This window comes from Phocaeicola coprocola DSM 17136, assembly GCF_000154845.1.
Lineage (GTDB): Bacteria > Bacteroidota > Bacteroidia > Bacteroidales > Bacteroidaceae > Phocaeicola > Phocaeicola coprocola.
In genome coordinates, this window is the sequence record NZ_DS981505.1 from 42,927 (window position 1) to 57,567 (window position 14,641).

Annotated in this window: 7 protein-coding genes; all 7 read right to left on the reverse strand. The window is 38.1% G+C overall.

Annotated elements, in window-relative coordinates; genetic code table 11:
- Nucleotides 1-2: 2 nt before the first annotated feature.
- The 7 genes from BACCOP_RS15800 to BACCOP_RS15830 all read right to left on the reverse strand — a co-directional run bounded on the left by BACCOP_RS15800 (nt 3) and on the right by BACCOP_RS15830 (nt 14,417).
- Nucleotides 3-986 carry a family 43 glycosylhydrolase gene (locus BACCOP_RS15800; RefSeq protein WP_007570917.1) on the reverse strand — a complete coding sequence of 328 codons (984 nt, stop codon included), beginning with the start codon at nt 984-986 and terminating at the stop codon, nt 3-5.
- A gap of 167 nt (nt 987-1,153) precedes the next feature.
- Nucleotides 1,154-3,802, reverse strand: a complete 2,649-nt coding sequence (locus tag BACCOP_RS15805) for an alpha-L-rhamnosidase (RefSeq protein WP_235776973.1) — start codon at nt 3,800-3,802, stop codon at nt 1,154-1,156.
- Nucleotides 3,803-4,013: 211 nt separating this feature from the next.
- Nucleotides 4,014-6,518 (reverse strand): glutaminase family protein, encoded by a 2,505-nt coding sequence (locus tag BACCOP_RS15810; protein WP_007570920.1) that lies wholly within the window; start codon nt 6,516-6,518, stop codon nt 4,014-4,016.
- Nucleotides 6,519-6,750: 232 nt separating this feature from the next.
- Nucleotides 6,751-7,746, reverse strand: a complete 996-nt coding sequence (locus BACCOP_RS15815; protein ID WP_007570921.1) for a DUF4973 domain-containing protein — start codon at nt 7,744-7,746, stop codon at nt 6,751-6,753.
- A 21-nt stretch (nt 7,747-7,767) separates the two neighbouring features.
- Nucleotides 7,768-9,813, reverse strand: a complete 2,046-nt coding sequence (locus BACCOP_RS15820) for a RagB/SusD family nutrient uptake outer membrane protein (RefSeq protein WP_007570922.1) — start codon at nt 9,811-9,813, stop codon at nt 7,768-7,770.
- A 9-nt stretch (nt 9,814-9,822) separates the two neighbouring features.
- A complete protein-coding gene (locus BACCOP_RS15825) occupies nt 9,823-12,900 on the reverse strand; it encodes a SusC/RagA family TonB-linked outer membrane protein (protein ID WP_148315587.1) in 3,078 nt (1,025 codons plus the stop codon).
- Between the two features lie 14 nt (nt 12,901-12,914).
- Nucleotides 12,915-14,417 carry an IPT/TIG domain-containing protein gene (locus BACCOP_RS15830; protein WP_007570924.1) on the reverse strand — a complete coding sequence of 501 codons (1,503 nt, stop codon included), beginning with the start codon at nt 14,415-14,417 and terminating at the stop codon, nt 12,915-12,917.
- Between the last annotated feature and the right edge of the window lie 224 nt (nt 14,418-14,641).

A 14,641-nucleotide genomic window follows, 5' to 3' on the forward strand; every position in this document is an offset into this window, starting at 1 on the left:
TTTTAAGAGACACTAGTGAAAACAGGACTATCATGACTATCTGAAGAAATACTATTTTCTACCTCAGGCCAACCATCTTTCCATTGTAACGGATCGAGCATCAATACCCGACCTTCAGGATCGGCAACTTTTACAGCATGATAAAACAGCCAGTCCTGTCCTTTTTTATCAGTTATAACCTCTGAATTGTGCCCCGTTCCAACAAAATTAGTACTACCCTTGATTAATATTTCGTGCTGATTGTCAAGCATTGACCGGCCTTCTTTATTCCAATAGGGTCCCATCAAAGACTCAGACCTTCCAACTACCGTCGTATAAGTACTTTTCAACCCCTCGCAACAACGACCGATTGAAGCAAACAAATAATAATATTTTCCCCTTTTATGGATATAAGTACCTTCGTACGCATCACCTGCAACTCGTAACGGGCGGGTATTTTCTTTCAAAGACAACCCATCATCCGATAACTCTACAGCATAAATTCCATGAAAACTTCCAAAAAACAAGTATTTTTTGCCTCCATCTTCTATGTAAAAAGGATCGATACTATTTCTGACTCCTATTTCATTACTTCGAAAAAGCATCCCATGATCTTCGAACGGTCCTTGAGGAGAATCAGAAGTAGCAACTCCAATTCCACAAGTCCACTCGCCACCCCATGTAGACATTGAGTAATACAAGACATATTTTCCATCAATCAGATTGATATCGGGTGCCCAAAGGCTTCCATTAGGTACAAAATGCGGACGTGTATTATCAGTGAAGGCAGTTCCCTGAAAACTCCAATCGACTAAGTTTGTAGAACGATAAATCGGCAGATTACGGATATTCTCCGTAGCATAAAGCCAGAAAGTTCCATCAGAGGCACGAATTACGGTAGGATCAGGCAAACTTTCATCTATTATCGGATTGTGATATCTATTTTGTGCCACTCCCCCATATGCCACAAAAGCCAAAACAATAGATGCCCATATTTTTGTTTTCATAATAATAAAATTATAAAATAAGGATCAACAGCATAAAAAGAGATATTTACACTCCTTTTATGCTGTTGTATTAACAACTCTTTTACAAAGATGGGGAAAAGAAACGAGCCTGACACGCAAAAATTATTCAGAAAAGAAAAAAATCTAACCTTTCATTGAAAATTTTATTACATGTCACTTTTAAAGCAATAGTTTCCAGAGCCTAATTCAATTATCCAATTATCCCCTTCACACTGTATACTATGAGCTTTTGCCATTTCTGTTTTTTCGGGATGTAGAGATAAAGGAATATACAACGTTGCAGAACAGTTAGCAGGAATAGTAACATTCCACGAAAAACATCCTTCAGTTCGAGTCCAGTTGCTAACAATTTTACCAGATACAGACTGATAAGAAGCATTGACATAGTCCAGTCCGTCCGGGAAACATGGCTTCATCTCAATATGACGGAATCCAACAGATTCTTTTGAATTTTTTATGCCTGCAAGGTTTTCATAATACCATATCAGCAAGTCACCTAGAAGCATAACATGATTAGCCGAGTTCATATCAGGTGCTGCTGTGTCTCCATTCCATAATTCCCAAATTGTAGTAGCTCCTTTTTCAATCATATATCCCCAGCTAGGATAGTCTGTATTAGTCACAATTTTATAAGCAAGATCTTCTCGACCATGTTCTGTCAGTCCCCTCATTAAATGCTGTATTCCTACAACTCCTGTGCTGACATGCCCTTTACAATCTTTTTCAGTCTTTTCGACGACATTATTAAAAACACGTTTTTCGTAACCATCCGGTACTAACCCATAACGAAGAGACAACAAATTTCCCGTAACTGAATTATTTCCATACTGGGCAGTTTCATAATTGAAAAAGCGTTTATTATATGCTTTCTTCAAGGCCTCAGCATGTGTCTTATAATTGTCAATATCTTCCGAATGGCCTGATATCCGAGCAAAATCAATCATTTTATACAACAATCCATAAAATGTAGTACTACCTAAAATCGCCCCATCAGTTTTTCTCATCGGATCTTGAGAGTGAATCAATTCCGGAGCTTCTGGAGGCATACACCAGTCGCCCCACTCATCACGAACCACAAGTCCGTCTTTCATTGAGTTCTTGTAAATATACTCTACCCAGCGTTTCATTGAATCATAATGTTTTACGATAGCAGTAGCATCTCCATAATGACGATACAGCATTTCGGCTGCTAAGATATAAACAGACGGCCATGTCACATCTCCTGCATAAATAGTCCAAAAACGAGGAGATACGGCTGAAATTACACCATCCTCACGTTGGGATTCTTCTATATCCTGCAACCATTTGCGGTATAACAACGCATTATCAAATACAAAACTTTCCCCCCAGCAGCCGGTTGCACGATCACCAAGCCATCCATGGCGTTCATCCCGTTGAGGACAGTCTGTCGGCATATTATGATAGTTTCCTCTAATGCCCCAATAAGCATTTTTGAAAATCTGATTGATAATAAAATCTGAAGTTTCGAAATGTCCTGTCTGCTGCATTCTGTCATACATAACCTCACCAACAAAATCTTTGATATCAGGATCTCCTTCCACACCATCGATTTCAACATAGCGGAAACCATGATAAACAAAAACTGGTGCCCAAGAAAAATAGCCATCAACAGAAGGAGTAAAAATATCGGTAGCTTTCGCCGAACGTAAATTAGCTACATACAATGTACTATCAGGATTAATGATTTCAGCAAAACGCATAACAACTTTTTGCCCTGCTTTTCCTTTAAAAGATGCTTTCAGTCTGCCTACCATATTCTGTCCCATATCTATCAAGACTTTTCCTGATGCCAGTCGGGTAACCGATGACGGATGAATGCGTTCCATAATGGCAACTGACGGAGATGGCTGGGCTAACAATCGTTTGCATGGAACGGACATTATATCCACGTTCCTCCATGTAGAATCATCATATCCGCTCAAGTTCCACCCGGGCAATTCTTTCTTCATATCATACTCTTCTCCATCGAACTCATTATTTGCGACAATAGGTCCTTTCGATGTAACTTTCCAGGTTTCATCCGAAGCTATGATTTTCTTGCTACCATCAGTGTATTCTATTTCTAGTTGCGCCAATAAGCGAGGCAGACCAAATCCTTCCATTCCACTTCCTCTCACCCAAAAATATCGTCCATTACCGAGGATAACTCCTAAGGCATTATCCCCTTCCTGCAATAAATCAGTAACATCATACGTATTATAATATACTGTTTCAGAATAAAATGTAATGGAAGGAGTAAGTAAATCTTCACTCACACTTTTCCCATTCAGAAAAGCCTGATAATATCCTAATCCACTAATATAAAGCGTTGCACGATCGATATGAAACGAAGCCTGAAAGTCTTTTCGCAAATATCTGGCAGCCAACCGTGTATGAAGTTCCGTCTGTGACTCTCCTGAATTTGACATTGCATTTTCACCAATCCATTCAGCATGCCAGTCTTCGGCATGCAACATTCCAGTAGAAAATCGTTGAATCGCACTCCAACTACTCATTCCATGATTTGTCTGCACACGAACTCTCCAATAATATTCTTCGCATGACTGCATTGGCAATCCTTCATACTCAATCTGCATTTTATCCGATTGAACCAAACCTGATTTCCAAATAAGATTATCACCACGTTTAAGGTCACGCAAATCAGCAGCTAACTGAATTTCGTACCCTATTTGTTTTACATCTTTTACATCAGATGCCAGCTGCCATGAAAAATGAGGATTTTTAAGATCTATTCCTAAAGGATTCTCCTGCATTTCAACTCGAGGGTATACCACCGATATCTTTTTGGCCATACATAAAGAACAGCCCACAAACAAGAATAAAAACAGTATTTGAAATTTCTTCTTCACAAATATTATCGAATATCAAGATTAACAATATATTATAATGAAAAAAGTATTTTTCAAACAATAAAGTCTGTATAAACTCCATGATAAGTTATCAAAACAGAATTTATACAGACTTTTTTAAGAATAACAGATGAGATTATTTTACCAACATTTTATCCATCAGGACTTTCATCCAGTATCCACCTATTACAGAACGAGCACGGAATCCTACCCATTCTCCGCTATCTGTATGATGCCAGTCACTGATAGGAACACGAGAAGGAGTTTCATTGATATATTTATACAAAGGATCTACAAACTTCTGGAAAGTTTCCATATCAGAAGCCATTGCAGCAGTCCACATAATCCAGTCGGACTTAGTATATTCCTTACGGCTATCCAAAGGCAGACCAAAAGCATTTTGTTTTGTCAGATAATAGTTGATTTCCTTATCGATAACACCTGGGAAAATATTCAATCCCCACATTTTATCCCAAACCATATTATATTTCTGACTCCAAGTATTAGCACGGTCGAAAGCTAAACGGTAATGATCGTTTTCTCCTGCCATTTCCATCCATTTCTGAGCCATCTTCTTTGCTTTTTCTGCATACTCGTCTGCCACATTGTTCAGGCCCAGCATCTTAGCCATTTCACTATATCCGGCAACTCCCATAATAGCTTTTACAGAAAGATTGGCATTATGTGCCCAATGTCCTGCAAAGTCATCTGTACAAAGCTGGTTTTCCGGATCCTGACCATATTCAACCAAATAATCAGTCCAGATAGTAAGTAAATCCCAGTACTTTTTAGCATAATTTGCGTTACCTTCAGCTTTAGCTATAGCAGCAGCCAGAATAACCATATTACCACCTTCTTCTATCGGCATATCACCTCCGTAAACCTGACCATTAGCAATAGGATAAGTTCCTAAATCATGAGCAGGGAAAGGTTTATTCCATCTGCCAGTTGCACTATATTCGAAAATACTTGTCATCATTGCTTTTTGCAAATCAGGATTATAAGCAAGGAACAAAGGAGCAGAAGGATATGTTAAATCTACAGTATTAATACATCCATTACTGTTGTTTTCTTTAGAGAAGAACATTAAATTACCTTCTTTGTCGGTAAACAATTTATGAGCAGCCATTACCTGACGATATGAAGCAGCACAAATTTCAGCATATTTTTTACCTCCAGCTTTCTCTGCATCTTTCATGATCATAGCATCAAAATCACGGCAACGTTCCATTACATTCTGATAATTTTGTTTTGCACGTTCAAACGCATCAAAAATAGAAACCTTGCCATCATGTTTCCAATATGCCATACGACGTTCATACATGTATTCGATTGAATATACGTCATCGTATCCGATCATCATGAAGCCACTCTTTCCTGTAGATGAAACATTTCCCAGATCTTCAGAATAAGCCATAGCCGGCATTTCATCGGCATTACGCGTAACTACCTCATTTTGTCCAGGCATCAATTCACCTTTACTTGCAAAAACAGCCTTCATGTCGACATAGTCGCCCAAACTCACAGAAGTATTGGCACCATTATTACCTGCCAAATAAGCATATCCCCAGTCTATGCAAATCAAATCGCCTTTACGACCTGTAATAGGCTGATCGATACTACCAGCCTGCACATAACTGATTCCGTTTTTCTTAATAACTTGTGCTCTGGTTGGCTGAGTCATCTCATTAATAGTAAGCTGTGGAGTTGTCTCAATATAAACTTGAACATCATGATTTTTCTTATCAGTAGATGTGGCTTGATAAGAGATATAGTTGATAGGAGTAGAAATCAAATCAAGATCATCAATCAACATAGGAGCAGTAAATACAACATCCAGCTCTACCGGTCCACATGTAAAAGTATAATAAGTCTGAGTTGGCAATACGTCTACCGACTTTTGTATAGCGATATTTTCAAATCCGGCTGTTTCTTTATTAGTTGTATATAATCCAAAATCGACATACGCTCCTCCGGTTGTATTATGGCAATGTGCAGCGATGACATTCTTTCCTTCGCGCATTTTAGCACGTACCTTGTCTGATAATTCCAAAACAACATTATTCTTCCATGAATAATCGGTAGCAACCAGTTTTTCTCCATTGAGATACAATTCAAAGACATCATCGTGTGAGTATTTAAGATAAATAGGAGTATCTGCCGGAACATCATTCAAATTAAACTCACGACGTACCCAAATATCTTTCGTATTCCAGCTCGTTCGTACAACAGGCATGTCATTTGTACCGAAAGCTCCCTTTCCTTTTTTCCAGCCTTCGGCATTATAATTCACAGCTGTCCATTCACCTTGAGGTGCATCAAAAGTATAATTACCTTCCCATTCTTCACTTCCGGCCATAGGCAATAAAGATTCAAGTGCCTGTTTTCCCATGAAACGATACACTTTTCCATCTACACGCACAGCACCAATAAGTGATTTTTCATCATTAGTCCAATGTCTGGTTGTACCTTCATTTAACTTATCATAAGGCGACCAAATAGAAAGATAAGGATCAGAAGTTATTAAAGGCACAGAAGGAAGTCTTAAATCTGTTTTTTGTACAGGAGTAAATAAATCTGTTGCCTGAAGCTGGGCAAACAGCCCCATAGCGAACAAGGTTGTAGCTGTAAGTTTCTTCATTGTTTTTACTTATTTTGGTATTAAATTAATTAATGTTCTTGTTTCTAAAAAAACAACCGATTGAATCCACAACCGATTCAAAGTCATTTTGTAAATCTTTCAATCCTATGATGCAAAAGTATGCCGTAATGATAAAAAATAGCGGAAATAATTGTTCAAAAAATAGAATTTACAGTTCAAAACAATTAAATCCGCTATTAAAAAAATTATTTATATGATGATAATGAAAACTTTACCATTCAATAGCTTGATCCTCATCAGGAATCTGAGTATTAATCTTACGTTCAAGAGTCATTGTTCCTTTTACATGATATGGGATTTCTCTACCCTCAACAGATGTATAATCGACAAATGTATATTCAATATTAAATATTACATATCTGTGTTTCAAATAAGGAAGTTCTTCATCCATAATCTCTGCAATGGTATATGCTGCCTGGTCTTTCTTTAACTGCTCTAATTTCAGGTTTTCATTTTTAGTAGACAGTTCAACCATTTTTGTTTCAGGATTAAAGTAAAAGTTTACCTTATAATCTTCACGATTTATCAAGTCCTCTTCCATGGCACCGGCATAAAAGAAAATAGTATTTTCATCTACCACCTGTCCTGTTCGGGTATTTCTCACAATCGGATTGGCTTGATCGTAACTACCATCTTCATTCGAAATAAATGTTTGCAAAGTAGTTGTACTATATGTACCAGAATAATCGTTAAACGGCTTAATGTTCAACAAAGCCTTGGCATAATTCTTACGAGGATGACCAAGATATGTTCCCGGCTCATCTACAACGGTCAGAGGCAAGACCCAGCTTCTAACCATATTAATTCCCATAAGGTCAAAATCAATAGGCAATGTGATAACAGAAACTCCCTGCGGTACATTTACTGTACCAGGGAAATTATAATGCTCAGGTGTAAGCTGTAAGAAATATAAATCTTCACGGCCAAAACGTTCATTATTCAAGATTCCCAACGTATCATTATCTACTTCGACCTTCACATTCAAATCTTTCTCATTAAAGGTTGAACCACTTATGATAACCGGAAGCTGATAGGTAACCTTTCCATCTTTCTTATAGCGAATATAAATATCAGTTACGCCATTAGAACCAATGGGGGCCTTAAACGATACATACTGCTCGTACTGTTCATCTTCCCATTCATTATTGCAGGAAACCCAACAAAATGAAACAAGCAATAGAATAATATAAGAATATATCTTTTTCATTATTTTTCTGTTTATAGTTAATTAATCATTATATGTCCATCCTGGATTCTGAGTCAATAAACGGTTACGTTTTAATTCACTATGACTAATAGGCCAGAAATACATTTTCCGTGAAAAGTTAGTAGGCAACGAAGGTACCACTACCGGAATATGGAACAAATCTTTATACTGCCCTGTCATCAACGTATTGCAGCCATAAATAGGTTGAGATTCTTCTTTTTCTGCATCTTTCCATCGGCGCAAATCATAATATCTATGTCCTTCTCCCATCAGCTCAATCATACGTTCCCGTTTAATTTTTTCCCGGAACAAATCTTTACTTGCATATTCGGCAGCTGTATAGTCCGGAATACCAGCACGGCAACGGATAGGACGAATACCTTTTTTCATTTCATTTATATCACGCTTTATGGTATAAGTCTTGCTTCCATCCCATGACTCTATATTATGTGACCCATCAAGCTCATTTAAAGCCTCAGCATAAATCAATAATATTTCAGCATAGCGAATAGCAGGTTCTGCTTTTCGACGTATTCTACCCATATCTCTATTTTCATTAGTGTCATAAGGGTGTACAAACTTTTTAACGCCAATACCGGTACGCAACCAGAAAGCATTATTATTGTTATATCCATTACCCATACCACGATAATAAAATACCTGCTGATTTCTGTTTGCATCATTCGATTCGTTCAGCAAGAACCAGGTTGATCCATTATAAGCGACTGAAGCATAGAATCGTGGTTCACGCTGCACATATTGTAAAGAAACGCCAATACGATGTTCACCCAATTCCGGATAGTTTTCCTGATTTGTTTCATCAACAAATCCCGTTTCACGTACAGTACCATTAGCACCTCCTATTTCAAGGTCTTTTCCAGGACAATCCGAACCGTCATTCATGTAATAAGCATCACACATTTTTTGAGTCAAACCATGCGTATTCCAACCAGTCGCACTAGTTGGCAATTGGTGTACTACCATTATATCAACTCCTTCTGAAGACTGGTTCTGACCACGTGTAAAAATCAACTCATAATTATCAGAAGCACTTACTTCTCCGTCAAACAATGAGCGATAAGATTCAAACGGATCAATATCCTGCCATCCATCAGGCCAAGTATGCTCAGAAAAATCTCCGTCCTTATACGGTTCAATCGTCACAGGATATCCAACAGAACCAGAAGTACGTCTTCCCAAGTGATAAAGGTCATATCTTCTCCCGTTAGCCTGATTTCCAGGCAATTCCATCACATCAAGAGCAGCAGCTGCAGCTCTTGCCCATTTAGTTTCATCATACTCCTGTGCAATCAGATGTTTTCCATCGAAATTTACCATATCACTGAATTTTTCAGTATCACTCGGATGAGGATTATTAATAGGGCTCGCAGCATACAGCAATACTTTAGCACGTGCAGCCAGAGCTGCTCCTCGAGTAGGACGAGCGATTGCTAAAGGACCTCTCTCCAATGGTAAGTCTTTTGCTGCAATCTGCATTTCTGATGCAATAAAATTAGCCACTTCATCATAGCTGGAGCGTGCTACAGCCAAATCTTCATACTCTTGTGTAAAATCCATACCCTCATCAGGCATAATAGGTATAGGTCCATATTTACGCAACAACAGCCAATAATAATAGGCACGTACAAAACGAGCCTGTGCCTTATAGTCAGCACGTTCTTCTTCTGTAAATTTTGTATTACGATCTATATTATGTATAAAAACTGAAGCTTGGTAGATACCGGTATAGCATTCTCCCCATGGACCTTGTTCCCATCCTTCATCATACTCACCATTCTTCCATTTTTTATATTTATCATCACGGTCACCAAAATACATATCGTCTGCAAAGCAATACATCGTAAAACCCTTACTTGATACATCCGCATTGACACCTATAAGATGTGAGTAAGCATCAGATAACCATCTTTCCGAATAATCACGGTCGGCAAACACTTTTTCAATAGTCATACGATCTCCAAAGTACCGGTCTGCATCCAGTTTATCTTCGCAAGAAGACATTGAGAGCAAAAAAAGTGCAGAATATAATAGATATTTATTTTTCATAAGACAAGATTAAATATTAACAGTTAAACCAAATGTTAAGCTTCTAGACAATGGATATTCTGTACCTGTTGAGCTATGCAATTCCGGATCCCAAAGTTTAAACTTAGAGAATGTCAGAATATTGCTTCCACGGAAGAATACACGTATATTATTGAACATGATTTTATTTACAATCTGCTTGGGAAGTGTATAACCAAACTCCAATGTCTTCAAACGCAAATATGAACCGTCACGCAACCAGAATGTAGAAGCACGGTAGTTATTACTGTTTCCTCCAAATGACAAACGAGGATATTCTGCATTCGGGTTTTCTGTTGCAGGATTACCTGATATGTCAGCAGAAATCCAGCGGTCAGATTCGGCCACATCCTTCAGCACATTACCCCATTCACCCGAACTGAATGCATAGACAGTAGGACCACCAATAAAGAATGAACTCTTTCCTGCACCCTGGAAGTGAACGTTCAAGTCAAATCCTTTCCATGTACCAGAAATACCAAAACCATAAATCATATTCGGTCTGGTAGTAGCTCCAATAGCTACACGGTCGCCATCATTTACTACACCATCACCATTTACATCCTTATATTTAATATCTCCCGGCTGTACTGTTCCAAATTCCTGTTTCGGGCTATTACGAATATCATCATAATCCTTGAAAAGTCCCAAAGCAATCAATCCTTTAGCCTGATCTACTCGATAACCTTCTTCCATCTGGTATGGATATACATTGTTTTCTTCATCTTTTTCCAGAACGGTATTCTTGCTATATGTGATATTACCTCGTACAGTTATATCAACTTTTCCTATTTTCTGGCGATAAGCAAAATTACCATCAAAACCTTCAGACAATACGCTACCAACATTTGCTCTTGGAGTGATACCCGAAAGACCAATAATAGCAGGCAGATATTTACGTTCCATCCAGATTCCATCTCGCTGTTCATGGAAATAATCGACTGTTGCAGTAAACTTATCATTGAAAAGTGAAAGGTCTACACCCACATCATGTTTGGTAGCAACTTCCCAAGTAGCTCCTACAGAAGCTACACCTGTATATTTCAATCCGACATATTTACGATCGTAGGAGTAATCTCCCCATTGATAACTTCCTCCATCACCAATTGTGTAAAGATACGGGAAGCGATTTTGAGTACCTCCAAAATTATCATTACCTACTTTACCCCAAGAGTAACGTAACTTAAACATATTACACCAAGGAGCTATTTTTTTAATCCATGGTTCTTCTGCCACATTCCAAGCTACAGAAAAAGCTGGGAAGAAACCGAATCTATGACCATCGGCAAAGTTTTCAGATCCATTGTATCCAAAATTGAAATCAGCAAAATAACGGAACTTCCAGTTATAACTGAAACGTCCAGCCAATCCCATATGACGTCTGGCTATACCATTCTTAATATCATCACCAATATTTACTGTAGCTACCTGAGTATCATAATTAAACTTAACCAATCCACCAATGTGATGCTCATTAAAGGCACGATCGTAATGTAACTCAGCTTCGAATACTTCTTTACGATTACCCTCAGAAGAACTGCTCTGTGTCATCAGCTGTTCATCCGAAACCTGAGTAAAGACTAAATTTCCATACTCATCACGCTGACGCTGTGCCTTCCACTGTTTAGGCCATTTAATACGGTCAATATTCGTTTTATTCCATGTATCAAAACCAAAACGTCCAACGAATCTCAATCCTTTAGTGATAAAATCCAACTTCTGCTCCAGCGTGATATTAGTCTGAACTGTATTTTCCCAATGTTCTTTATAACCAGTCTGAGTAGCCAGCACCCATGGGTTAGTCTGTTCTCCCGTTCCATAAGCCGGTACATAACCGTTTGAATACATAACAGGAATACTGATAGGATTCTGATACATCAAAGATTTCCAGATATCTTTTGACAGTCCCGGTTCATTCCATTTTCTTAATGATCCAGACACACCAACTTTCAACAATGTTGTCTTAGTAATATCAATATCAGTGTTCAATCGATAATTCCATGTTCCTGCATTTGTATTAGTGTTATAGTCCTTCCGGAGAGCTTCATCCGTATTATACATACCATTTTCCTGCAAATAGCTGACAGACACGAAATATCTAGCAGTAGATCCACCACCGTTCAGATTCAAGTTCGCACGATATTGCATAGCTCCGTCACGCAGCAGCATACCCATCCAGTCAACATTCGGATAAAGATCCGGGTCCAGTCCTCTGCGTAAAATTTCCAATTCTCCAGGAGAGTAAATAGGTTCCTGGTTACGAGTAATACGTGCTTCATTCATCATATTTGCATAGGTAATACCATCTGCAAATTCAGGTGTAATAGTACGGGTATTATAAGAAGTTTCCACCTTCGCATCAATATTGATTTTACCAGCACCACCATGTTTAGTCGTAATCAATACAACACCATTTGCACCTCGTGAACCATAAATAGCTGTTGCAGAGGCATCCTTCAATACAGAGAAAGATTCAATATCTTCAATATTTACATCATCCAAATCACGCTCAAATCCATCAACCAATACCAAAGCAGACGTATTTGCACCAAATGTAGAGATACCACGTATCCAGAACTCAGAAGTATTTTGTCCCGGCTGACCAGAAGTCTGCATAGCCATAATACCAGGAACATTACCTGCCAAGGCGTTTGACAAGTTTCCACCCGGAGCTGTTTGAAGTTCCTTTACTCCGACAGTTGTAATAGCACCGGTAACACTGATTTTTTTCTGTGCACCAGTACCTGTAATAACGACTTCATCGATAACATTATTCGAAGATTCCTTCATCTGGACATTTACCACTTTCATGTTTTCCTTAATCAATACCTTATAAGTATCAAATCCAATATATGAAAACAACAAAGTGCTATATGCATCTATTTCAATCCGATAACGACCATCAATATCGGTAATTGTACCCAGTCCGGGAGCATCTTTTACTGTTACGTTTACACCTATCAGCGGCTCTTTATTTGAATCAACAACTGTTCCCGATACGATAACTTTTTCAGCCCAAACAGTTGTAGCGGTGAAGAACACCAAAAGAAATGTGATAATATTTTTCATTTTATCCGTGTTTTTCATTTATTACTTACTGTATTCTCTGCACTAATCTCCTCTTCATCCGACTCATGTGCACTATCTTCATCCTCCATAGCAATTTTACGGATAATATGATTATCCATATCCCCCACATAAAACACATTATTTTGCTCATCGTATGCCAATCCACGAGGATTATTGAAACGGGCCTCACCACGTAGTGTTCCATCTACATATCCCCTAGCTTCATTATTAAGGTTTGCACTACCACGACCTGCATACGTTGTAACAACACCTTCCGGAGTTAACACACGAACACAATGGTTACCTGAATCTGTAAAATAGAAATCATATACGTCACTCTTATTAGCTTTTACATACTCCGGATTTTTAACAAAGACACCTTGATAAGGAGAGTTCAAACGAGCGTTAGCTCCTACACCATCTACCCATGCACTCTGACCTACTCCACCAGCTATAAGGTAAGGAACACCGAATGTTTTTTTCGCTTTGTCATAATTCATACGCATGATATAATGGCGATTGATTACAACAAGATAAGCATAGTCCCCACTAGGATGAATCACAATATTAAATTCCCATTCATTATCTTGAATAGTAGTAATATATTCGCGATGTGCCATACAGTTTTCAGGTCCTACTCCCCATTTATGATAGTCGAAACGATAAAGTACACCTTTCGAGAAATTATTATAATACATTTCATGGTTAACCGGATGAATTGCTACTCCATTACACTGTCTTCCGGCAGCTAACACCCCAGCATTTCTAAATTCTCCGTTTCCATTTTTTGTAACATAAATCGCACTCTTACGATCCTTGTCATTATCGCCGCCGCCGCCATCATCACTGGCTACTATCAATGTATCACCATCCGCAGTCCACGAAAGGGTTCTCATACGACGAATACCAGCTTCACCGGTCGTCAAACCTGTACGAACAACCTTCTCGTCTAAATCAAAAATACGAATTGGTTTTCCGTTATCCTGCGACATATAAAGTTCTGTTGAATCATTCGGATTAAACGAGAACCATGTAGGTTCTTGTACACCATAATAATTTATAAATGATTCATCAAAAGCTCCATCTACCACATCATATTTACCATCATCACGCACTTTTCCATACAGCGTACTGACCATCATTTCTCTATTATAGTGAAATTTCTCAGAAGCTGTAGCTGTTTGATCACCAACCGTAACGGATACAGTTCCTTCATAACTTTTTGCAGGAACCATACAGTAGATAAAGTTACTTTTCGCACTTATCAATACAGCCTTTTTGCCGCCAATGAAAACCTTAACCAAGGATGTATCCGTTCCAAAGTTCTCACCTTCAATAACCATCTGTGTCTTTACCGCTCCCGAATCTGGAGTAAAACCTGTAATCGCAACAGGAAGACTTGGATCATAAGGGATATTCCCTTCTTCTGATATGCTATCTTTACATGCCGATAGCCCCAGAATAAAACTCAGTATCCAATAGATACCACCATGTTTTACATGCATCAAGTTTTTCATAAAACATTAAATAAAAAGTTTAAATCATAAATTAAATTTAAGATTGTAAAAATCAATCAACGCAAAAGTAATTTGAGGTATATAATACAAGGAAAAATATCTATTCAAAAAAAGAAAGAAACTATTCAGAATAGTATTTCACATTTTATAAATCACTAATATTCATCATTATAAACAAGAAGCAAGTACATAAAAAGAAAATCCGCTTCTATGAATAACAGAAA